The 22,633-nt window shown below is 72.8% G+C and carries 19 protein-coding genes, 1 tRNA gene and 2 pseudogenes; 17 read left to right on the top strand and 5 right to left on the bottom strand.

Translation table 11 applies throughout. The features are described from left to right. Nucleotide 1: 1 nt before the first annotated feature. The 8 genes from Q2K19_RS08110 (at nt 2) to Q2K19_RS08075 (ending at nt 9,734) form a co-directional block, all read left to right on the top strand. On the top strand, nt 2-229 hold the full coding sequence (locus Q2K19_RS08110; RefSeq protein WP_302769037.1) for a hypothetical protein: 228 nt from the start codon (nt 2-4) through the stop codon (nt 227-229). Next, nucleotides 226-1,698 (top strand): peptide MFS transporter, encoded by a 1,473-nt coding sequence (locus tag Q2K19_RS08105; RefSeq protein ID WP_302769035.1) that lies wholly within the window; start codon nt 226-228, stop codon nt 1,696-1,698. The genes Q2K19_RS08110 and Q2K19_RS08105 overlap by 4 nt, the downstream gene beginning before the upstream one ends. Before the next feature lie 89 nt (nt 1,699-1,787). After that, a complete protein-coding gene (locus Q2K19_RS08100; RefSeq protein ID WP_302769032.1) occupies nt 1,788-2,750 on the top strand; it encodes a GNAT family N-acetyltransferase in 963 nt (320 codons plus the stop codon). A gap of 85 nt (nt 2,751-2,835) precedes the next feature. After that, nucleotides 2,836-4,437: an FAD-dependent oxidoreductase gene (locus Q2K19_RS08095; protein WP_302769030.1), complete on the top strand. Its 1,602-nt coding sequence runs from the start codon at nt 2,836-2,838 to the stop codon at nt 4,435-4,437. 48 nt (nt 4,438-4,485) lie between these two features. After that, on the top strand, nt 4,486-5,988 hold the full coding sequence (locus Q2K19_RS08090) for an FAD-dependent monooxygenase (protein WP_302769028.1): 1,503 nt from the start codon (nt 4,486-4,488) through the stop codon (nt 5,986-5,988). A 48-nt stretch (nt 5,989-6,036) separates the two neighbouring features. Continuing rightward, entirely contained in the window at nt 6,037-6,810 is a 774-nt protein-coding gene (locus Q2K19_RS08085; protein WP_302769025.1) for an SDR family NAD(P)-dependent oxidoreductase, read from the top strand. A 271-nt stretch (nt 6,811-7,081) separates the two neighbouring features. Then, a complete protein-coding gene (locus Q2K19_RS08080) occupies nt 7,082-8,110 on the top strand; it encodes a methyltransferase (protein ID WP_302769022.1) in 1,029 nt (342 codons plus the stop codon). Between the two features lie 25 nt (nt 8,111-8,135). After that, nucleotides 8,136-9,734 carry an FAD-dependent monooxygenase gene (locus Q2K19_RS08075; RefSeq protein WP_302769019.1) on the top strand — a complete coding sequence of 533 codons (1,599 nt, stop codon included), beginning with the start codon at nt 8,136-8,138 and terminating at the stop codon, nt 9,732-9,734. Between the two features lie 48 nt (nt 9,735-9,782). Here the strand turns inward: Q2K19_RS08075 and Q2K19_RS08070 are convergent, their stop codons facing one another. Then, the gene (locus tag Q2K19_RS08070; protein ID WP_302769016.1) at nt 9,783-11,378 is read right to left on the bottom strand and encodes an FAD-dependent monooxygenase; all 1,596 of its coding nucleotides are present in this window, start codon (nt 11,376-11,378) and stop codon (nt 9,783-9,785) included. Nucleotides 11,379-11,568: 190 nt separating this feature from the next. Here Q2K19_RS08070 and Q2K19_RS08065 point away from each other — a divergent pair, with 190 nt between their 5' ends. From Q2K19_RS08065 to Q2K19_RS08035, 8 genes and pseudogenes are all read left to right on the top strand, one after another. Further along, entirely contained in the window at nt 11,569-12,030 is a 462-nt protein-coding gene (locus Q2K19_RS08065; protein WP_255509936.1) for a DUF1772 domain-containing protein, read from the top strand. Beyond that, complete coding sequence (locus Q2K19_RS08060; RefSeq protein WP_302769011.1) at nt 12,027-12,524, top strand: hypothetical protein; 498 nt, start codon at nt 12,027-12,029, stop codon at nt 12,522-12,524. Before Q2K19_RS08065 ends, Q2K19_RS08060 begins: the two co-directional genes overlap by 4 nt. After that, the gene (gene asnB, locus Q2K19_RS08055; protein ID WP_302769009.1) at nt 12,521-14,377 is read left to right on the top strand and encodes an asparagine synthase (glutamine-hydrolyzing); all 1,857 of its coding nucleotides are present in this window, start codon (nt 12,521-12,523) and stop codon (nt 14,375-14,377) included. Before Q2K19_RS08060 ends, asnB begins: the two co-directional genes overlap by 4 nt. 44 nt (nt 14,378-14,421) lie before the next feature. Continuing rightward, a pseudogene (locus Q2K19_RS33505) lies at nt 14,422-14,613 on the top strand (zf-HC2 domain-containing protein); the annotation flags it as partial. 151 nt (nt 14,614-14,764) lie between these two features. After that, complete coding sequence (locus tag Q2K19_RS08050; RefSeq protein WP_302769006.1) at nt 14,765-15,202, top strand: immunity protein Imm33 domain-containing protein; 438 nt, start codon at nt 14,765-14,767, stop codon at nt 15,200-15,202. Nucleotides 15,203-15,627: 425 nt separating this feature from the next. Further along, nucleotides 15,628-15,703 (top strand) — tRNA-Arg (locus Q2K19_RS08045). Between the two features lie 389 nt (nt 15,704-16,092). Continuing rightward, nucleotides 16,093-16,440 carry a YciI family protein gene (locus tag Q2K19_RS08040; protein WP_302769004.1) on the top strand — a complete coding sequence of 116 codons (348 nt, stop codon included), beginning with the start codon at nt 16,093-16,095 and terminating at the stop codon, nt 16,438-16,440. Beyond that, nucleotides 16,434-17,651 carry an RNA polymerase sigma factor gene (locus Q2K19_RS08035; RefSeq protein WP_302769001.1) on the top strand — a complete coding sequence of 406 codons (1,218 nt, stop codon included), beginning with the start codon at nt 16,434-16,436 and terminating at the stop codon, nt 17,649-17,651. Before Q2K19_RS08040 ends, Q2K19_RS08035 begins: the two co-directional genes overlap by 7 nt. A gap of 147 nt (nt 17,652-17,798) precedes the next feature. Here Q2K19_RS08035 and Q2K19_RS08030 read toward each other — a convergent pair whose 3' ends face one another. Beyond that, nucleotides 17,799-18,314, bottom strand: coding sequence for a putative immunity protein (locus Q2K19_RS08030; RefSeq protein WP_302768998.1), 516 nt, complete (start codon nt 18,312-18,314; stop codon nt 17,799-17,801). Between the two features lie 101 nt (nt 18,315-18,415). Beyond that, nucleotides 18,416-19,153, bottom strand: a pseudogene (locus Q2K19_RS08025) (class I SAM-dependent methyltransferase); the annotation flags it as partial. Nucleotides 19,154-19,630: 477 nt separating this feature from the next. On the opposite strand from Q2K19_RS08025, the gene Q2K19_RS08020 reads away from it, so the two are divergent. Then, nucleotides 19,631-20,875 carry an SGNH/GDSL hydrolase family protein gene (locus Q2K19_RS08020; protein WP_302768996.1) on the top strand — a complete coding sequence of 415 codons (1,245 nt, stop codon included), beginning with the start codon at nt 19,631-19,633 and terminating at the stop codon, nt 20,873-20,875. Nucleotides 20,876-21,013: 138 nt separating this feature from the next. Here the strand turns inward: Q2K19_RS08020 and Q2K19_RS08015 are convergent, their stop codons facing one another. Next, nucleotides 21,014-21,469, bottom strand: a complete 456-nt coding sequence (locus Q2K19_RS08015) for a VOC family protein (protein ID WP_302768994.1) — start codon at nt 21,467-21,469, stop codon at nt 21,014-21,016. A 159-nt stretch (nt 21,470-21,628) separates the two neighbouring features. Beyond that, nucleotides 21,629-22,588 carry a helix-turn-helix transcriptional regulator gene (locus Q2K19_RS08010; RefSeq protein WP_302768992.1) on the bottom strand — a complete coding sequence of 320 codons (960 nt, stop codon included), beginning with the start codon at nt 22,586-22,588 and terminating at the stop codon, nt 21,629-21,631. Nucleotides 22,589-22,633: the final 45 nt, after the last annotated feature.

Below are 22,633 nucleotides of genomic sequence, written 5' to 3'. Positions count from 1 at the left end.
CGTGGCGGGTCGTGCGGGTGGGCGGTGGAGCTGGCGTGCCCTCGGCCGGAGGCTGTTCGAAGGGCTGGTGGCGGTGGGCGCGTCCCAACTCGGCGTGCCGGCGCCGGGGATCACCTGGCGGACCTCCGAGGAGGTCGAGCGAGCGCTGTGGGCGCGGCTGCCGGAGGTGCGGCGGCTGTTGCAGTCGTTCGACGCGACCGGTTCCGCCCCCCGGGACGGGCGGTCGTGAGCACGGCGGGTGTGACGGCGCGGCGCGTCCCGGACACCGCCGCGCCCGCTGCCGGTCCGGGGCGGCGGGACCGCTCGTTCGCCGTCGTGTTCGCCCTCGACCTGTGGGAACGGTTCAGTTTCTTCGGGCTGGCCACGATCCTCGTGCTGTATCTCGTCGCGCCGGTCGGCGAGGGTGGCGCCGGGCTGCCGGCGGTGGACGCCGCGGCGGTGTTCGGCGCGTACATGTCGCTGGGCTTCCTGGCCGGCCTCCCCGGCGGGTGGCTGACCGACCGGCTCCTCGGACCCCGGCGGGCCGCGATCGCCGGGGGCGCGCTCGTCGCGGCCGGCCACCTGACGCTGGCGGTCCCCGCCACCGCCGCGACGTACGTGGGGCTGCTCTGCGTGGCCGGTGGCACGGGCCTGGTGAAACCGGCCACGGCCGCGCTCGCCGCGCTGACCCGCGGCGGGCGCGCGAACACGCAGGCGACGTTCTCGCTCTTCTACCTCGCGATCCAGGTGAGCGCCCTGCTCGCGCCCCTGGTGGTCGGCACGGTCGCCGAGCGGGTCGGCTGGCACGCCGGGTTCGCGGTGGCCGGAGCCGGCATGGTCACCGGTCTGGTCTGGTTCGTGGTCGGCACCCGGGGCGGCGGCACGGAACGGACGGCACACCGGATGTCGCCGGCCGTCCGCCGGGGGTGCGTCCGGTGGGCCGTCGTGCTGGTCGTCGTCGTGGTGACGGTGGCGCTGCTCGCCGCGAACCGGCTGGTGACCGCCCAGCAGGTGCTGATCCCGCCGGGGCTGTCCACACTCGCGGCCCCCGCGGCGTTCGTGGCGCACCTGCTGCGGGGGGAACGGATCACCGGACCCGACCGGCGGCGCACGATCGGCCTGGTGATCCTGCTCGCGGCCTCGTCCTGCTTCTGGATGATCTTCGCGCAGGACACGTCGGTCCTCGGCGTGTTCGCCCGGAACGACGTCGACCGCGAGGTGGGCGGCTGGTTGGTCCCGGCCGCCTGGTTCCAGTCGCTGCACCCGCTGTTCGTCCTGCTGCTGGCGCCCCTGTCGGCCTGGTGGTGGGGGCGGCGGAGCCGGTCACCCCGGACGCTGGGGTTCGCCGTGGCCCTGGCGCTGGCCGGGGGCAGCTTCGTGCTCGTGGCCGCGGCCGGGCGTGGCCCGGTGTCACCGTGGTGGCTGGTGGGCGCCTACCTGCTTCAGGCCGGTGGGGAGATCGTGGTCGGGCCGGTCGGCCTGGCCCTGGCCGCGCGGCTCGCACCACCCGGCCGCCGGGGACAGTTCCTGGGCCTGTACGGGTTGTTCGCGGCCTTCGGGGTGGTGTCGGGCAACCAGCTGTACCGCCTCACCGGTGTGCTTCCGCTGCCGCTCTACTTCCTGCTCTGCGGCCTGGCGGTGGTCGTCGTCGCCGTGCTGCTGGCGGCCGTGTCGCCGCGGGTGGACCGGCTCCTCCAGGCGGGCGGTACGGCGGCGTGACCCGCGCAGGCCGGCACCGGTCGGGGCCCGCTCGAGGACCGCTCGACGGCGGGTGCCTTCCGGGCGCCGCCCGTGCCTCAATGGGCGGCATGCAGATCCGTACCCTCGACGGGGACGACCCGGCGACCATCGACCTCCTCCTGCCCGGCTTTCGAGAGACGATGCGGCAGGACCTACCCGACGACCCGCCGGTGTCGGCGGCGCTGCTGGCCCGGCTGCTCCAGCGGCGTCGCGGCGCCGACCGGCTGATCCTCGCCGCCGTCGACTCCGACGGCGTACCGGCCGGGTACGTGAAGCTCGGCCTGGACCTGGGCGCCGACCTCGAGCGGGCGCACGGCTCCCTGTGGGTGTTCCCCGCGTACCGTGGCCGGGGCGTCGGCCGCGCGCTGGTGGCGGCGGCCCGGGCGGAGCTGCGCGAGCGGGGCCGCGGCATCCTGCTCGTCGACGCTCCCCACACGCCGGCGGCGGAGGCGTTCGCCGCCGCGGTGGGCGGCCGGCGGGTGACGACGAACCTGCGCAACCGGCTCCACCTGGCCGGGTGGGCCGCGGACCACACCGGCGCTCCCGACCCGGCCGCCCTCGGGGTGCGCCTGGTGCGGTGGACCGACCGGTGCCCCGACGATCTGGTCGAGCAGTACGCACGGGTCTGGGCGCGGACCGACGCCGCGGTCAACGGCCAGGCCGGCGCGGCCGGGGTCACCGCCGCCGACGTCCGGATCGCCGAGCAGCAGGCCCTTGACAGCGCGCACCACCAGTACGCCGTGGCCGCCGTGGACACCGCCGGCGCCGGTCTCCTGGGCTACAGCACGCTCTTCGTCCGGGACAGCCCGATGGCCGACTCGGGCCAGACGATGGTGCTGCCCGAGCACCGCCGGCGCGGCCTGGGGACCGTGCTCAAGACCTCGCTCATCGACTGGGCCCGGAGCGAGAACCAGCACCTCGCGCTGCTGCAGGCGTGGAACGCGGCGGACAACGAGGCGATCCGCGCGTTGAACCGCCGGCTCGGCTTCCGCGCCGACCAGCAGTGGTCCACCTACCGGGTGGCGACGTAGCGCGACGTGGTCGAGCGGGATTCGACTGCCCGACGACCGTCGCGTCCGAGCATTCCTGTGCCGTACCGAGAAGGGGAGTGGGTCGATGAAGGAGAGCCGGGTGCCGGTGCTGGTGGTCGGGGGGAGCCTGGTGGGCCTGTCCACCGCGTTGTTCCTCGCCCACCACGGGGTGAAGTGCCTGCTGGTCGAGCGCCATCCGGGCACCTCGGTGCACCCCCGGGCGGTGGGCTACTACCCGCGGACCGTGGAGCTGCTGCGCGGCGTCGGCCTGGAGGAGGCGGTGCTCAAGGCGGCGTCGGGCTTCGCCACCCACCGCACCCGGGCGGGCGTGGTGTCCTTGGCCGGCGAGGAGCTGTTCACCCGCGTGGAGATGGACGGCGACGGCGAGCTCGCCGATGTCACCCCGTGCCGGTTGCTGCTGCTCACGCAGGACCGCCTCGAGCCCCTGCTGCGGGCACGGGCGGAACAGCTCGGCGCGGACCTGCGGTTCGGTACGGAACTGGTGTCGTTCGCCGCCGACGCGGAGGGGGTGACGGCCGAGGTGGTGCAGGTCGACACCGGAGCGCGGCACCGGGTGCGCGCCGATCACCTGGTCGCGGCCGACGGCCCGCGCAGTGCCGTGCGTGAGGCCCTGGGCGTGCCGCGCACCGGTCGGGGCGTGCTCTCGTGCCACGTGAGCATCGCGTTCACGGCCGACCTGGCGGCGGCGCTGCGCGGCCGGCGGTTCAGCGTCGTCCACGTCCAGAACCCGGAGGTCCGCGGCATCCTGGTGCACGACGACACGCTCCGGATGGGCACGCTGATCGTCGAGTACGACCCGGCGCGGGGTGAGAGCCTCGACGACTTCACCGATCGGCGGTGCACGGACCTGGTCCGGGCAGCCATCGGAGTGCCCGGCCTGCCGGTCGAGATCCGGTCCCGCTTCCCGTGGGACATGGCCCAGCTGACGGCGACCCGGTACGTCCACGGCGCGGTTCTGCTGGCCGGCGACGCCGCGCATGTCATCCCGCCGACCGGCGGGTACGGCGCGAACACCGGCATCGCCGACGCGCACAACCTCGCCTGGAAACTGGCCGCCGTGCTGTCCGGAACGGCCGGTCCCGCCCTGCTGGAGACCTACGACGCCGAACGCAGGCCGGTCGGCGAGCTCGCCGCCGCGCAGGGCGCGTTGCAGCTCGCGGTCCGCTCCCGGACCGCCATGCCGGCCGAGCAGAACGCGGTCTTGGACGCGCAGGCGGTGACCATGGGCTACCGGTACGGCGCCCCGGACGACCTTGTCGCCGATCCCCGCACGCGGCACGCCGAGAGCGGCACCCGCGCGCCCCATCTGCTGCTGTCCCGCGACGGCGGGAAGGCGTCCACCCTGGACCTGTTCGGCGCCGGCTTCGTGCTGCTGGCCGGACCCGGCGGCGCCGCCTGGTGCACCGCCGCCGTGACCGCCGCCGCCGGGCTCGGCGTCCGGCTGGCCGCGTACCGGGTCGTCCCGGCGCAGGCCGCACCCGGGCCCGGCGTCCTGCACGACGCCGAGGGGGCCTTCGGCGACGCGTACGCGCTGGCGGACGACGCTGCCGTCCTGGTGCGTCCGGACGGCTTCGTCGCCTGGCGCTCGGACGAGTCGGAGCCCGCAGCGGCCGGGACCGAGACGGAGTCGGTGACGGCGGCCCTGCGCCGGATCCTCGCCCGCTGACGGTCGCCCGCAACCACCTTGATGTCATCGGAGAACGAGAGGCTTGGCGTGACGGAGAACTACGACACCGACGTGATCGTCGTCGGAGGAGGACCGGTGGGCACGATGCTCGCCGCCGAGCTGCGGCTGGCCGGCGCCGCGGTCATCCTGCTGGAACGGCTGCCCGAGCGGTCGCCCCACTCCAAGGCGTTCGGCCTGCACGCCCGCTCGCTGGAGTCTCTGGACCGCCGCGGTCTGGTCGAGCGGTTCCGCGACGGCGCCCGCACCTGGAACAACGGCCACTTCGCCGGGCTGGACGTGTGGGTGGACTTCAGCCTGCTCGACAGCAGTCACGGCTACGCCCTGCTCAGCGAGCAGGCACGCACCGAGGAACTGCTCGAGGCGCACGCGGTGGAGGCCGGCGCGGTCATCCGCCGCCGGCAGACCGTGACCGGGCTGAACCAGGACGCCGAGGGCGTCACCGTCTCGGTGTCCGGCCCGGACGGCCCGTACCTTCTGCGGTCCCGCTACGCGGTCGGCTGCGACGGCGGCGCCAGCCTCGTGCGCAAGGCCGCCGGGATCGGTTTCCCCGGCACGGGCGGGCGGGTGACCGCGCGGCTCGGCGACGTCCGGCTGGCCGACCGCGACGACGCCCCGATGGGCATGGAGCGGACCGAGCGCGGGTTGCTGTTCTGCGTTCCCCTCGACGACCGCTACCACCGCGTGGCCACCTTCGACTTCAACCCACCGGACAAGGCCGGCGACGAGGCGCTGACTCTCGACGAGCTGACCGGGAGCATGCGGCAGATCTGGGGCACCGACCTGGGCGCCCACGACGCCCGGTGGCTGTCCTGGTTCACCGACTCGGCCCGGCAGGCGGACCGGTACCACGACGGCCGCGTCCTGCTCGCCGGCGACGCCGCGCACATCCACTTCCCGGTCGGCGGTCAGGGTCTGAACCTGGGTCTGCAGGACGCCTTCAACCTTGGGTGGAAGCTCGGGGCGGAGATCGCGGGGTGGGCGCCGGCGGGCCTGCTCGACACGTACGACGCCGAGCGCCGCCCGCCCGCCCACCAGGTGCTGCAGAACACCCGCGGCCAGATCGCCCTGATGAACCCCGATCCGGACGTGACACCGCTGCGGGAACTCGTGGAGAACCTGATGCGGATCGACGACGCGAACCGGGTCATCGCCGAGATGCTCTCCGGCGTCGCGGTGCGCTACGAGCCGGGGATCGAGGGCGCCCACCCGCTCGTCGGCGGCTTCGGCCGGGACCTGACCCTGCAGACGGGCGACGGCGAGACCCGGGTCGCCGAGCTGCTCCGCGCGGGCACCGGCGTCCTGCTCGACCTCGCCGACAACCCCGGCGTACGCGCGGCCCTGGCCGACTGCCCGGGTGCGGCGGGGCGGGTGCGTCACGTTACGGCGAAGAGCAAGGAGGAGCCGGACCTCGCCGGTCAGCTGATCCGCCCGGACGGCTACACGGCCTGGGCGGCGGACCGGAACACCCACCCGGACCGGGTCCGGACGGAGCTGGGGACGGCACTGCGGTCCTGGTTCGGCGACAACTGACCGTCCGGGCCGGCGGACACCGGCCCACCACGAGAACGGATGCCTGTCATGCGAACCGATCTACGCGACAAGGTGGTGCTCGTGACCGGTGCGAGCTCCGGCATCGGGCGGGCGACCGCACGCGCGTACGCCGAGGAGGGCGCCCGGGTGGCACTGACCTACCACACGAACGCACCGGGGGCGGAGGAGACCGCGGCCCAGGTGGCGGCAGCCGGCGGCAAACCGCTGGTGGTCCGGTACGACCTCGCCGACCCGGAGGCCATCCGAACGGCGGTCGACCGGGTGGTCGCCGAGTGGGGTGGCGTCGACGTGCTCGTCGCCAACGCCGTCTCCTGGGGCGATGCCATTCCGCGGCCGGGCCGCGAGCGCCGGCCGTTCGAGGAGGTCCCGGTCGAGGACTGGCGAGAGGTGCTGCGGACGACGGTCGAGGCGGTTTACCACACCGTCCAGGCGGTGCTGCCGTCGATGCGCGGCCGCCCGTGGGGCCGGATCGTCGCGCTCGGCGCCGGCCTGGCGGATGTCGGCATGGCGGGAGCGGGCGCGTACGGCGCCGGCAAGCTGGGCGTCTACGGTCTGGTCCGCAGTCTGGCCTGGGAGCTGGGACCGGACGGGATCCTGGTGAACATGGTCGTGCCGGGCCAGACGCTGACCGACAACGTGCGCCGGCACATGCCGCCGGCCGCGCTGGAGCAGAAGGCACGCTCCCTGCCGTCCGGCCGGATGTCCACTCCGGAGGACGTCGCCGCCACAGTGGTGTTCCTCGGCTCCGCCGCGAACGGCAACGTGAACGGGGAGACCCTGCGGGTCACCGGCGGCACCTGAGCGTCGGCCCGCGGGGTCTGCCACCGAAACGCATGTGTGATAACATACAACTAATTCCGTGACCTCACCGGAGGTCACCGCCGGCACCTCCCCCCGTGGTGCTCGCGGATGACCGATGCGGCGGCCGGTCGGCCCTCCAGCCGGCCGGCCGCTGTGGCGTCCGCCCCCGGAGCGGTCCGGGCCCCGTCCACCACTCCTCCAGCGGGTCTCCAAGCTCTCCCGCGACGCTCGACATCCGGCCGGCGTACGCGGGCCGCTGGGAGGAGATGGCGTGACGACAACGGATTCGGTGGCCCGGACCGACGTGAACCCCGGCCCCCTCATCAAACTGGCGATCGCCGACTGCGCGGCGAAGGTGCTGCACAGCGCGGTACGGCTGGACGTGTTCACGGCGCTGGCGCAGCAGCCCGCCACCGGGCCGGCACTGGCCCGGCGGATCGCCGTGCACCCGCGGCTGGCGGCGGACTTCCTCGACGCGCTCGTCGGCCTCGGCCTGCTCGAGCGGCACGGCGACCACTACCGCAACGCGCCGCTGGCGGACGCGTACCTGGTCCGGGACACGGACGGCTACCTGGGCGGATTCCTCGACCTCACCAACGAGACGCTGTACGGCACGTGGAACCGGCTGACCGAGGCGCTGCGCACCGGCGAGGCCCAGCACCTGGACCCCGACAAGGGCGGCTTTGTGGGGGACAAGCACCGGGATCCCGCGAAGATGAAGCGGTTCCTGTCCGGGCTCGACGCGTTCAGCAACCGGATGGGCGCGGAACTGGCGAACACCGTCGACTGGACGCGATACCGGTCCTTCGTCGACCTGGGCGGCGCCCGCGGCAACCTCGCCGCGGTCCTCGCCACCACCCACCCGCACCTCGACGCCGTCTGCTTCGACCTGCCCCGGACCCGGCCCCTGTTCGACGAGCACGTCGCGCGGCTGGGCCTCGGTGACCGCATCCGGTTCGTCGGTGGGGACTTCTTCGCCGATCCCATCCCGGCGGCCGACGTGGTGGTCCTGGGTCACATCCTGCACGGGTTCGACGCGGAGCGGTCCCAGGAGCTGGTGCGCCGCGTCCACCAGGCGGTCCGTCCCGGCGGCGCGGTGCTGGTCTACGACCGCATGATCGACGACGACCGCCGCGATCCCGACCGGCTGCTCAGCAGCCTGCACATGCGCCTGGTCAGCCCCACCGGCGGCGAGTACCGGGTGGCCGACTGCCGGGACTGGCTGCGTGCCGCCGGGTTCACCGACCTCACCGACCAGCCGCTCCTGACCACCCACACCCTTGTCGTCGGCCGCCGCTGAGCCGGGCCGTACCGGAAGGACAGACGTGTACGACGAGAAAGTACCCGTGCTCATCGTCGGCGGCGGACTGGCCGGCCTGTCGGCCGCCGTGTTCCTGGACTGGCACGGGGTCACGCCGACCCTGGTCGAACGGCACCCCGACACCTCGACCCACCCGAAGGCCCGGGCCATCAACCCCCGCACGATGGAGCTGTACCGTGCCGTCGGCATGGAGCACGCGGTCCGCGCCGGCCGGTCGCCGATCTCCGGCAACACCGACCTGGTGCATGTCGAGACGCTGGCCGGCCGCGAGCGGGTACGGATGCCGAACGCCTCCCCGGCGGCCCTCGACCGGATCAGCCCGACCGGATGGACGCTGATCGACCAGAACCAGCTCGAGCCCATCCTGCGCCGGAGGGCGGCGGAGGTCGGGGCCGACGTCCGGTTCCACACCGAGCTGACCGCCCTCGCCGAGGTGGACGGGGGAGTGCTCGCCACACTGGTCGACCGGGCCACCGGCAGCGTGCGGCGGGTCCTCGCCGAGTACGTCGTCGCCGCCGACGGGAGCCGCAGCCCGATGCGCGAGCTGCTCGGCGTCGGCCACCACGGCCGGGGCACGATCACCAACCTGGTCAGCTTCTTCTTCCACGCCGACCTCCGGTCCGCGTTGCGCGGCCGCCGGATCATCGCCGCGTACGTCAACAACCCCGAGGTGCGCGGCACCATCATCCCGATCGACAACGAGAAGCGCTGGGTCTTCAACGTCTCGTTCTTCCCGGAGCGGGGTGAGCGGGCCGAGGACTTCGACGAGGAACGGTGCGTCCGGCTGGCCCGGGCGGCCGTCGGCGTCCCGGACCTCGCCGTCGAGATCGAGCACACCGGCATGCCGGCCTGGGACATCTCGGCCAAGGTGGCCGACCGCATGTCGGCCGGCCGGGTGTTCTTCGCCGGCGACGCGGCACACGTGATGCCGCCGACCGGCGCGTTCGGGGCCAGCACGGGCATCCAGGACGCCTACAACCTCGCCTGGAAGCTGGCGTTCGTCCAGCGCGGCTGGGCCGGACCGGGCCTGCTCGACAGCTACGACACCGAGCGCCGGCCGGTCGCCGAGGAGACCGTCCGGCAGGCGATGCTGCGCTTCGCCGTCCGTGAGGGCAAGCAGCTCTCCGACGTCGCGGCGGATCTGGTCAGCGAGGAGACCATGACGTTCGGCTACCGGTACCCGGCGGGCGCGTTCGTGCGGGAGGGGGCCGCCGGTGCACTGCTGGAGGACCCGGACCGGCCCACGGGCCGCCCCGGAGCCCGGGCGCCCCACGTCGTCCTCGACGACGACGGGAGCCCGCTGTCCACGATCGACCTGTTCGGCCGGGGCCTCGTCCTGCTGGCCCGGTCCGGTGGCGGGGACTGGGCGCCGGCCGCCGCGGCGGCCGGGGCCGACCTGGGCGTACCGGTCGAGGTTCGGACGGTCGGGGACCCCGGCCCGCTGCGTGACCCGGGCGCGCAGTTCGACCCTCGCTACGGGACGGGTCCCGGCGGAGCCTCGCTGGTACGCCCGGACGGCTTCGTCGCCTGGCGGACGGTGGCCTTCCCCGCCGACCCGGCCGGCGCGCTCGCCCAGGCGCTGCGGACCGTGCTGGCCGTCTGACCCCGGGGGACCGGCCCCCTCCCGCGCACGGGGAGGGGGCCGGTGCCGTCACCGGGCGAGCACCCGGTCGAACACCGCCGTGAGCGTCGCGGCCGGGTCACCGGTCAGCTCCGGCGCCCGCCACGCCACGAAACCGTCGGGCCGGACGAGCACCGCGCCGCGGGCGCCGACCCCGTACCGCTCGGCGAAGGTGCCGCTCGGCTCGATCAGGGTCGCGTCCGGACCGGCTCCGACCACATGCCGGTCGAGGGGCAGCCCGAGCCGCGCGCACACCTCCCCGCCCGCGTCCAGCCAGGCGCGGCCGTCCGGGGTCGTGAGCAGCGCGAAGTCCCGGTTCACCAGCTCCACGACCGTCGTGTCCCGGCCGTCGTGCCGGACGGGCAGGTGGGTCGCCCGTGTGCCGGGCCGGCCCGACGCCTGCCGGGGATCCTCCACGGTCGCCGGGTCGTCGTCCTCCGGCGCCACCGCCCGGGACCGGTACCGGTGCCCGAACAGCACGGTCGCCTCCGGCTGGTGCCGGGCCGCGGTCTCCGGGTCCAGACCGCTGCGCTGCAGGTAACGGATGACGCCCTGCTCGGTGGTGAACTCCGCCACCGGCAGCCGTTCCGCCTCGTAGCTGTCCAGCAGACCGGCGCCGGCGGTGCCGCGCAGCACGAGGGCCAGCTTCCAGGCCAGGTTGTGCGCGTCCTGGATCCCCATGTTGCCGCCGAAGCCACCGGTCGGTGGCAGCACGTGGGCGGCGTCCCCGGCCAGGAACACCCGGCCCGCGGTGAAACGGTCGGCCATCCGGGCGGCGATCTCCCAGCTGGAGGCGTCCTCGATGACGGCGGACAGCGCCGGGTCGCCGACCGCGGCGCGGACCAGGTCCAGGCACCGCTCCGGCGTGTAGTCCGTGTGGGTCTCGTCCGGGCGCAGGCTCGGCGCCAGGCACCAGCGGTCGGTACCCGACGCTCCGAGCTGGCCAAGGACCCCGTGCACCGCCGGGTTGCTGACGAAGCACAGGAAGAACTTGCGTCCGTCGACGTACCGCTCCAGGTCCGCCCCGAACAGGATGATCATCTGGCGGCCGAAGGTGCCGCGGCCGTGCGTGCCGATGCCCAGCCCGGTGCGGATGGCGCTGCGGTTGCCGTCCGCGGCGATCAGGTACCGCGCCCGCACCGTGCGTTCGGCGCCGTCCCCGGTCCGGCGGATCCGCGCCGTGACACCGTCGCCGTCCTGCCGGTAGTCGAGCAACTCGGTGCCGAACCGGATGTCCGCGCCCAGCTCCTCGGCGCGCCGGCGCAGCACCGGTTCGAGCCGGTCCTGCCCGACCAGGGTCCAGCCGGTGCTGCTGACGCCGTGCGTGTCGTGCCGGAACGGTCCGTCGAACCGGTTCAGCTCGGCTCCCGCCAGGCTCTCGGCCTGCAGGACGTCGCCGTACTGGGCGTGAGGGGTCTCCACCGCCCGCACCGCGTCGCCGATGCCCAGCCCGTCCAGCAGCTCCATCGTGCGGGGGCTGGCCGCCTGCGCGCGGGGATGTGCCGAGATCTGCGCGTGCCGCTCCACGAGCAGCGGACGTACGCCGTGGTGGCTGAGGAAGAGCGCCGAGGCGAGGCCCACCATGCTGCCGCCCACGATGAGGACGGGCGTCTCGTCGTCGATCAAGGGGTGCTCCTTCGTGTCGCGTACCGGTAGGGCGAGCTGAGCCAAGCGCGACGGACTCGAACCCCGGTCGATTCCGGCGGGGAGGTCCAGTCGTCCTCGAGCGACGCCCGAGCCGCGCCCGAGCCCCGCCTGAGACGTTCGGGTCGTCGCCGGTCTCCGACCCGGCGAGGCCCGCCGAGGAGGAGGACGGATGGAGTTGCTGACAGGTCTGCTGCGCGTCGTCGTGCTGGTGGGCACGGGTCTCGTCGCCGGCGTGCTGTTCGCGGTGGCGCTGAGCGTGGTGCCGGCCCTGCTCGCGATGCCGGCCGACCGGTACGTGTGGGCGCACACGCTGCTCGGCCGCCGGTACGACCGCGTGATGCCGTTCGTCACCGCGGCGGCGGTGCTGGCCGCCGTCGTGCTGGCCGTCCGCGCCGACGACGCGCGGCACACGGCCCTCTACGTGGCCGCGGCGGTCTGCATGGTGGGCGTCGCCGCCGTCTCCCAGGGCGGCAACGTGCCCATCAACCGGCGGGTCAAACAGACCCGGCCCGAGGACGTGGGCCCCGAGTGGGACGATCCCCGCCGGCGGTGGCGGGGCTGGCACCTGCTGCGTACCGGACTGGCCCTGACCGCGTGCCTGCTGGCGGCCGTCGCGGCGGTGGTGCCGTGACGGCCCGCCCGCCGGCCGTGGAGCGGGCCGCGCCCGACCCCGCCGGCCAGTCCGGCACCGATGACCGGATGCGCGCCCTGCTGTCCCGGCCGGACCCCGGGCCGGTCGCGGAACGGCTGGTGCTGCTGCACTTCCAGGGCCGCCGCACCGGCCGCCGGTTCGACGTGCCCGTCGGTCTGCACCGGCTCGGCGAGGACCTCGTCGTCGCCACCGGGAGCCCCTGGCGGCACAACTTCGTCGGCGGCGCGCCCGCCGAGGTCACGTGGCGCGGTCGCCGCCGGCCGGCCCGGCTGCGCCTGGTCACGTCGGCGGAGCGGACCGCTCACGGGTACTGGCGGCTCCTGCACCGGTACGGCCTGACGGACGGGCCCCGGCGGCTGGGGGTCGTCGTCAACGTCGACCGGGCGCCGACCCTCGACGAGGTACGCCATGCCGTGGACCACTCCGGCCTGTCCCTGGTCGAGGTGGAGCTGGAGGAGGAAGGAACGGAATGAGCGGGATCGCGGGTTGGGTGACGTTCGATCGTGAGCTGCTCGGCGAACTGCCGACGGTGCGCGCCATGGCCGACTCGGTGCGGCACCGGGGCCCCGACGGCGCCGGCGAGTGGGAGTCGCGGCACGCGGTGCTGGCGCACCGGCGCCTCGCCGCCGTGGACCGGGCCGGTGGGCGGCAACCGGTAATCGCCGAGGGCGAGGCGGTGCTGCTGCTCGACGGCATGGTCTACAACCACCGGGACCTGCGCCGGGAGCTGCGTGGCCGGGGGCACGAGTTCCGGACCGGCGGCGACGCCGAGGTGGCGTTGCGCGCCTACCTGGAGTGGGGTGAGGACTTCGCGACCCGGCTGGAGGGCATGTTCGCCGTCGCCCTCTGGGACGTCCGCCGGGAACGGCTGCTGCTCGTCCGGGACCGCCTCGGCGTCAAGCCGCTGTGCTATGCCCGCACCGGCGCGGGGATGCTGTTCGGCTCCGAGCCCAAGGCCCTGCTCGCCCACCCGTCGGTGGAGGCGGTCGTGGACAGCGACGGGCTGCGTGAGCTGTTCGCGCACGGCCGGAAGCCCGGGACCGCGGTGTTCCGGGGACTCCACGAGGTGCGCCCCGGTCACCTGATGCTGGTCGACCGGTCGGGCACCACGCAGCGCCGCTACTGGGCGCTGACCGCCCAGCCGCACGAGGACGACCTGGCGACCACGGTGGCACGGGTGCGGCGGCTGCTCACCGAGGCGGTCGACTCCCACCTCGCCGGCGACGTGCCGGTCGACGCCATGCTCTCCGGCGGCATCGACTCCAGCGCGCTGACGGCGCTGGCCGCCCGCTCACCGCGCCGCGGCGGCGCCGAGCCGCTGCGGACGTACTCCGTGAACTTCGTCGGCTACACCAGCAGCTTCGAGCCTCACCCGAGCATGCGGGCCACCCCCGACGCCCCGTACGCCCAGCTGGTCGCTGACCACGTCGGGACCCGGCACACCGAGGTGCTGCTGGACACGCCGGCGCTGGCCGACCCCGCCCTGCATCGGGCCGCCATGCGCAGCCAGGACGTACCCTCGCCGCTGGGTGACATGGACGTCTCGCTGCTGTCGTTCTTCCGGTCGCTGCGGGAGCGGGGCAGGACGGCGGTGCTGTCCGGTGAGACCGCCGACGAGGTCTTCAACGGGTATTTCTGGGCGTACGACCCGAGCCACAGCAACTCGAGCACGTTCCCGTGGGTGTCGTTCGAACGCGGCCACGACGCCGCTGCCGGCGGACTGGGCTGCTCGTTCATCGACCGCACCCTCCGCAAGGAGCTGGACTTCCTGGGGTACGCCGACGAGCACTACCGGGAGGCGCTCAGGGAGGTGCCGCACGTCGACGGTGAGAGCGCCGCCCAGCGCCGGGCGCGCGAGGTGACCTACCTGGCGCTGACCCGCTGGGCGCCGACGCACCTCGACCGGGCGGACCGGATGAGCATGGCGAGCGCGGTGCAGCTGCGCGCGCCGTTCTGCGACCACCGGCTCGTGGAGTACGTCTACAACGTGCCGGCGGCGATGAAGCGGGTCGACGGACAGGAGAAGTCCCTGCTCCGTTCCGCCGTGGCGGACCTGCTGCCCGAGGCGGTGCTCAACCGGCGCAAGAGCGCGTACCCGACGACACAGGACGCTGCGTACGGGGAGCGGGTCCGGGCCCGTTTCCTGGAACTGGTCGCCGACGATTCGGCGCCCGTGGCGCCGCTGCTGGACACCGAGGCGGCGGCGGTGTCCGCCGGAGGGAGAGCGCCGTCGGGGGCCTTCGCCTGGGTGGAACGCGCGAGCATGGAGATGGTGCTCCAGCTCAATACCTGGCTCGAGGAGTACGGGGTGACGATGCGCCTGTAGCGGCGGTGCCCGCGGGCCGCGGCCGCCCCGACCCGTGCCTGCGGGTCGGGGCGGTATCCCCGGTCAGGACGCGCGCGAGGGCGTGGCTGCTGTCGGTGGCCGTCACCGGGGTGCTCACCGCCGGGTTGGCGGTCAGCCCGACGGTGGTCCCGCCGTGGCTGCTCCTGCTGATCGCACCGGCCCTGCCCGCTGTCGGTACGGCCCTGTCGTACGGGCCGCGGACTGATCCACTGCATGCGCCGCGCTCGTGGTGGCGGGCGCGTGGGCGGTGGTGGTGCTGGCGCCGCCGGTCGGCGGTCTATCGGTCCTGTTGTCGAGTGGCCCGGGCTGGCTGGGCGTCACCGTGGTGGCCGCGGTGGTGGTGTATGTGCGTCGGGAACGGGTGGGATGTCGCCGACGCCGATCGATGGCGGCGACCACCGCCCGGCCTTGTGCTCGATGACCCAGTGCAGCGCGGTTCGGGCGAAGATTGCGACGGGCTTCCGCGTTTCGGCGGCGCAGCGCGACATGTGTCGACGCTTCGCGGTCGAGCCATCGCCGCCCGGCCAACAGACGATGGTCGGCTTCGCACTGTCGCGTCCACGCGAGCTGGAGCCGCTCAACGCCCTACGGCACCCGATCGCCGGCAGCAGCAACGGGTGGTTCGTGTGGCGCGGCCCTGCGATCCCCCAGGAAGACGACAAGTTCGCACCCTTGCATGTTGAGCACCTGGACGAATACGCCCCGGAGCTTGGGCCGTACCTGGCACTTCCGCCAGGTTGGGGCGTGGTGCTGGCACCCGACTACGAGGACGTCTGGTACGACGAGACTCTCCTCGACGTCTGACCTCGGCACGAGCGACACCAGTCCCGCAGGTAGGTCAGCCCTAGCCGATCATGTAATGCATCATCCGACACAAATCCGTCACGCATCAAGTGGAGCCCGATATCGCCGGCAGCCGGCTCTCTCCGGCAGTTCTAGATGCCGGAGAGGCGCGTTCCTGCCGGCGGGCGACTTCCCCGGGCCGGTAGAGCGGGCGGCACGCCATGATCTTGCGTGGTGTGCGCGGTGTGTGCTCTCCAGCGGATGCCAACCCGGGTCAACCGGTGCCAGCGCGGGTCATCGTGGCCGACCGCCGGTCGCAAACCGGCGTTCGTGTGCTCGGGGTGTGGTCCTGGACTGGGAGAACAGGGGCGCGGGGGACGTGGGCGAACGGCGGCCACTCCCTGCCACCCCAGGTGAACGCCCAGGTCGCTAGACTGGGCCCTCGCGCCCTCGTAGCTCAGGGGATAGAGCAACGGTTTCCTAAACCGTGTGTCGCAGGTTCGAATCCTGCCGGGGGCACCAGGTCACCGCCTTGATCAAGGATCATTGGTCCGCCTTCCGGGGCCTCCGCGCCCGCTGCGTGCCCGATCGCCTCGCCACCTTCGCCCGGCTCGCGTCCAGGTGCTGAACGACATCCGCGTCCCGGCCATCGACCGCGGGCGTAGTGGCGGGTCGTCACGCTGGCATTGGCGTGCCCGAGCCGACGAGCGGCGACCAGGGCGCCGTGCGAGTCCGCAACCCAGCTCGCGTGAGCCGATGAGCGTGCACTGTGCGCCTGTGTGAAGCGTGGACGATGATCGCCTACCGAACGGCCTTGCTCTGACCGGGGCCGGATCGAGTTTCGACGAGGTGTCGATTTCGCGGCTCGCCGTTCGTCTTACTGCGAATCTGGTACCGACGAGGAGGTAGCGATGAAGTACGTCATGCTCATCTACCAAGGCCCGGCGCTCGAACGGCAGTCCGCGCTCACCGAGGAGGAGCAGAAGCAGGTCTACGCCGACTACCAGGGGATCAACCAGACACCGGGCGTCACCACCGTGCCGCCGCTGGGACTCGCCGAGAACGCGACCACTGTGCGGGTCGAAGGAGGCAAGACCCTGACGACCGATGGCCCGTTCGTCGGGATGAAGGAGGCCGTGGGCGGCCTGTTCATCCTCGAGGCCGACGACATCGACGCGGCCATCGAGGTGGCCGCTCGCGTCCCGGCGGCACGTTATGGCGGAGCCGTCGAGATCCGGCCCTCGGAAGTCTATTGGTAACGGCACTCGACGAGATCTTCCGCGACGAGTGGGGGCGCGTCCTGGCCACCCTCATCGGCGTCCTCGGCGACTTCGACCTCGCCGAGGACGCCGCGCAGGAGGCATTCCTCATCGCCGCCGATCATTGGCCACGCGACGGCGTGCCAACCAACCCGCGCGCCTGGCTGATCCGCACGGCGCGTAACCGCGCCACCGACCACATCCGCCGCGACCGAGCTTTCGCCGCCAGGCTCGGCCTGCTCGTCGCTGCCCAGGAGGTCGAGATGCCCGTGGATACCGCCACGTTTCCCGACGAACGCCTGGAACTCATCTTCACCTGCTGTCACCCGGCGCTCGGCATCGAGGCGCAGGTCGCGCTCACGCTGCGTACCCTCGGGGGCTTGACCACCGACGAGATCGCCCGCGCCCTGCTCGTCCCGGAGCGCACCATGGCGCAGCGTCTGGTGCGGGCCAAACGCAAGATCAAGGCGGCCGGGATCCCGTTCCGGATCCCGCCGGATCACCTGCTCCGCGAGCGTCTCGACGCCGTACTCACCGTCGTGTATCTGATCTTCAATGAGGGTTACGGCGGTCGCGACGAGCTCGCGGCCGAGGCGATCTGGCTGGGACGTGCACTGACCGAACTGCTTCCCCACGACCCCGAGGTTCGCGGGCTCCTGGCGATGATGCTCTTGCACGACTCCCGCCGAGAGACGCGGTTCAACGACGGCGAACTGGTGCTGCTCGAAGATCAAGATCCGTCACGGTGGAACACCACGCAAATCGCCCGGGGACGCGCCGAACTCGACCACGCGATCGCTCTGGGCGGCCGAGGGCCCTACGTCCTCCAGGCTGCGATCGCCTCGCTGCACGCCGAGACGCCGTGCGACTGGGCGCAGATCGCCGCCCTGTACGGCGAGCTCACCCGCCTGACCGCCTCGCCGGTCGTCGAGCTGAACCGCGCCATCGCCGTCGCCGAGACCGAAGGACCACAGGCCGGTCTGCGTATCGTCGACGAACTCGGTCTGGATGACTTCCGCTACCTGCACTCAACCAGGGCCGAACTGCTGCGACGGCACGGGCGCACCGATGAGGCGCGCGACGCCTATCGACGTGCGAGGGAACTCACCGAGGACGGAGCCGAACGGCGCTTCCTCGAACGCCGGCTAACGGAACTTGCCAGCAGACAGGTTCCGGTAGCGACTGGTACAACGATCCCGCCGAGGACATGACGACGATCTTCATCAGGCAGCGGGCGCACGCGGGCGACCAGCGGCTGCCGATGTGGCTCGATTTCTGGACCGCTCTCTACCAAGCGATCGACGACTGACCGCGCGGGCCGGAGACCGCCAAGTCAAGCGGCGCACCCCGATGCCCGCTCAGCAGTCAAACACCGACCAGCAGATGTCGTTCCGCAGCCGCTGGTCGTCGAGCACGAGCTCGCGGATCGCCTCCGGGAGTTGGTCACGCTGCCATCGGCACTCGAGTCGCCGTGCGGCATCGCTCTCGCCGTCCGGGGCCGCAGCACGTGCGGCCTTGATCGCATAGGCGGCCGCACCGAGTTCGTGCGCGGCCACGTGTGCGACGACGCCCGCCTGGCCGGCAGCGTACGCGGCATGCCGCGCTGCCCCACGCAGGTCTCTGGCCGCGCCCATGGCACGGCCGCCCGCCGCGCGAGCCTGCATCATCTTGACCTCACCACGCACCCAGGCGCGGGCGTGCTCGATCGCTTCCCGTGGTCGTGGGTCCTCGGGCTGAACCGACTCGAACAGGTGAAGGACGTGCTCCGCGCACGACGCCGCCCAAAGAGCGAGGAGATGATGATCCGAATCGGTGAGGGTCCCACCGCGACGAAGCGTGATGAAGCGAGGGTCCCGAACCTTCGGGAGGATCATGGGTCGGCGCTCCTTCTAGGGGGACGGACCGCATCCGCAACCGTAGCGTCGTCCGAGCACCAGGGCTTCGGGCAGCGAAGTCGTACCCGGATGTGACCGGTTCAGGCGATGAGCAGGCGAAGGCCAAGCTCTGCTGCATCGAGATCGACGAGGTCGCGGTCGCGTTCCGCCCACCGACCGGAGGCGAGGTCATCACGGAGGCTGTGCACGGCCCTCTGCTCGGCGTCCGGCCCGACTCTGGCCCAGACCGACACCCCGCGACGGACGTTCTCGTCCAGGTATGCCTCGGGCCGGCGCCAGTAGGCCTCGAAGAAGCCGTCAGCGCAGTCCCACGGGATGAGCACCGGCTCCACGCGCGCTCCGATCGCGTCGGCCAGCTCGGTCAGCGAAGGCCGGCCGACCAGGAGGCCCGCGGCTTCAGGAAGGTAGTCGCGAGTAAGCCAGAACCGACGAAGCCAGGCAGTGTCACTGGTGTCGTGCGTAGACACCACCACGCGGCGGGCGACGCGCCGCATCTCGCGCAGGCCCGCGATCGGGTCCTGCCAGTGATGAATGGTGGCGAAAGCCATCGCAGCGTCGAAGGACTGGTCCTCGAACGGAAGGCTCTCCGCAGCGGCGGCCACGCACGGCGCTGCGCCTTCGGGGCGCTGCGCACGCATGAGCGCCGACGGTTCCACCGCGGTGACGTCACGGTCGGCGGGCTCGTAGGAGCCGGTACCAGCCCCGGCATTCACTACCGTCCGCGCATCGCCGAGCGCAGCCCAGACGCTTGCGGCGATCCGCGGCTCGGTGCGCCGCGTCACGGTGTAAGTGGCTCCGATGGTGTCGTACAACTGCGCGCTGGACATGTCGCCGCCTCCCTGGCTGCCACCAGCCCCACGCCGCGCACGGGGCCTGGCGTCGCTGCCCTGGAGAGTAGGTTCGTGCGCGCTTGCAGCCCTGGCCGCCGACCGGTTCCTCAGGGAACTCCGACAGCTGACGACCTGGTTGCGGCTGAGCGAGATGTGGACAGCCCCGTTGGACGCACAGGTCTGGCTGGGGCTGTCCCCTCTGCTGGTTCGGTCGATCTGGCCAGCCTGTGGGGGACTGGCCGCTTGTCGGCGGACGAGAACCGTTCATCGCCCGGTTGACGCCGTTCGTCTCAATCGAAAGATCAGATTGAGTCCGTCACCGCGAGTGCAATTAGCGTGATCTATGCGTTGGCATCCAGACGGACGGCCGGCGATCCCGGCGCCTAGTTGCCGAACGCGCGGTCCCGGGTCGACCGGTCGCCCCGCGACCACGCAGAACCGCCACCACTGAGGGAGTCGTTCCTGATGAACCAGTCACGCATGCCCCGGGTCACCGCCGGGCTCGCCGTCGCCACCGGCCTGGCAACGGTCGCCGCCCTCACCGGACCAGTCGCCGCCGAGCCGGACAGCCACGCCGCCACACGAGCGACCGCGGTCACCACCGACCAGGTCGTCACCTGGGGCGCCAGCGCGGACCGTACCGGCGGGTCGTTCACCGACCAGACGGTCCGCAACATCGTCCACACCAGCATCGGCGGCACGAACCTGCGCCTCTCGCTGTCGAACGTGTTCGGTGACCGCATCGTGACCTTCGACTCCGTCTACATCGGCCTGCAGAGCGAGGGTGCCGGCGTCGTACCGGGCACCAACCGGCAGGTCACCTTCGCCGGCAGCAGGACGGTGACCGTCCCCAACGGCGCCGAGGTCCTCAGCGACCCGCTGTCCGGCGACGTGCCCGGCGACACCAACCTCACGGTCAGCATCCACGTCAAGGGCGCCAGCGGCAGCCTGACCGGGCACAACCTGGCCATGCAGACCAACTACATCTCCGGGGCCGGCGATCACGCCGCGGACACCGATGGCGCGGCCTTCACCCAGCAGGCGACCCGCTGGTACTGGGTTGACGCGCTGGTCATCGACAAGCCGCAGCAGGTCGACACCGTGGCCACGCTCGGCGACTCCATCACCGACGGCTACGGATCCACGCGCGACGCGAACCACCGGTGGCCGAACTACCTCGCCCGCCGCATCGCGGAGCAGCCCCCGGCGCACCAGTTCGGGGTCATGAACGAAGGCATCTCCGGCAACCGGGTCCTCACCGACGGCGCCGGGGTGAACGTCCAGGCCCGATTCGACCGGGACGTGCTCTCCCAGCCCGACGTACGCACCGTCATCCTGATGGAGGGCATCAACGACATCGGTGGTGGGGTCGCGACGTCGGCCGACCAACTGATCTCGGCCTACCGGATCCTGATCGCCCGCGCCCACGCCGACCACACCTGCATCCTGGGTGCCACGCTGACCCCCTTCGAGGGCGCCGGCTACTACAGCCCCGCGAAGGAAGTCATCCGTGAGCAGGTGAACACCTGGATCCGGACCAGCGGCGAGTTCGACGGAATCATCGATTTCGACCAGGTGACCCGCGACCCCGCGAACCCGAAGCGGTTCCTGCCGGCCTACGACGTCGGCGACCACCTGCACCCCAGCGACGCCGGCTACCAGGCGATGGCCAACGCCGTCGACCTCGACCATCTCGAGTGCAACCGGTAGCAACACCAGCGCACTGATTCGGCAGCTCTTCGCAGCCACCGCTGCCAGCGCCGAGGGAGATCGCCGTAGGGCCCGCGCCAGTCGGTGCGGGCCCTACGAGCAGGGCCGGCCACCGCGCGGCCATCAGGTGGAGCGGAATCAGCTCGAACTGGCGGGCGGGTCGGCGAAGACGCCGTGCAGCATCCCGGTGGCCTGCCCCACCTCGACGAGATAGCCGTCCGGGTCGCGCAGGTAGCACCGCAGTTCCGCCTTGCGGTCGAGCGGCTCGGTCAGGAACTGCGCGCCTTTCGCCCGGGCGTCGGCATAGAAGGCGGCGAGGTCGGCCACCCGGACGTTGAGGAACGCGGACACCGGGTCGCCCGGCTCGGGTGGGGTCAGGGTGATGTCGGGCTTGTCGGGGGTGGGCCCGCCGCCGGGGTTCATGATGATCCAGCTGTTGGCGACCCGGACGACCGCCGGGTTCTCGGCCAGGACGACCTGCCCACCGAAGACGTCGGCGTAGAACTGCCGCGAGACCGCGACGTCGCGCACCGTCAGGAAGTGCGCGACAACCAGCCCCTCCCGTGGCGCGGGTAGCTCGTCACGGGTCACCATCGGTGCCTCCTCAACGGTGGTCCGGGCCGGCCGACGTGGACGGGCCAGCCCGGGCGGTCAGTCTCCAACGCGCCGCGCGGTCTCAGCTTTCCAGCTTCGGCATTTTCGCGAGGGCGCTCTCCGGAAACGCCGACCGGATCATCGGGAAGGGCGCCGAAGCTAACGCGTCCCGGGGTAGCGGGCGGCGGCGACGCGCAGCTCCTCCGCTACCCGGGCCCGCAGCTCCACCGGCGCCAGCACCTCCACGGCGGAACCGAGGCTGAGCAGCGCCGACACCGCCCAGGCGGGGTCTTCGAACGGCACCGTCAGCTCGACCTCGCCGGTGGCGGTGACGGGTACCCGGTCCTTGCCGGGCACCGGCACCAGGCGGCGTAGGCGCGGCAGCCCCCGGGGTGCCACGCGTACGGTGACCTCGACGGCGACCGCCTCGTCCTCCAGTGCCCGGCGCGCCTCGGCCCACGATCCGGCGAGGTCGAACCCGGGCGGGCGGCGTGCCGGCTCGTCGAGTGGCTCCACCGCGCGCACCCGCGAGACCCGGTAGGTGCGCCGCTGCCCGTCGCGCCGGGCCACCAGGTACCAGTCGCCGGCGGCGAGCACCAGCCCGAGCGGGTCGACCTCCCGGGTGGTCGCCCGACCGTCGCGTACGTAGTGGAGGCGCACCCGCCGGTCGCGCCAGACCGCATCGGCGAGCTGCGGCAGGCAGGGCACCGGCTCAGGCGTGCCATACCAGCGGGCCGGGTCGAGGTGGAAGCGTTCGGCGGTGCGGCCGGCGCGCTCCCGCGCCTCGCCGGTGAGGCTGGCCCAGACCTTGATCCGGGCCCCTTCCAGCAGCTCGCCGAGCCCCAGCTGTTCGGCCGGGCCGCCCAGCCCGAGGAAGGCCAGCGCGCCGGCCTCGTCCAGCCCGAGCCCAGTGAGCCGGGTGCGGTAGCCGCGGTCGAGGCGGTAGCCGCCGGCGGGCCCCCGGGTCGGCCGCACCGGGATCCCGGCGGCGACGAGCGCCTCGACGTCCCGCTGAACGGTGCGCTCGCTGACCGCCAACTGGTGGGCCAGTTCCCGCGCGCTGGCCTGGCCGCGCACCTGGAGGCGCAGGAGCAGGGTCATCATCCGCGAGGCACGCACGCCTCCATGGTCGCGCACATATACGACAGAGGATGTCGGGAACCG

Source organism: Micromonospora sp. NBRC 110009 (assembly GCF_030518795.1).
Taxonomy (GTDB): Bacteria; Actinomycetota; Actinomycetes; order Mycobacteriales; family Micromonosporaceae; genus Micromonospora.
The sequence above is the reverse complement of the archived record's forward strand: the minus strand, read 5'-3'. Positions and strand labels throughout refer to the sequence as shown.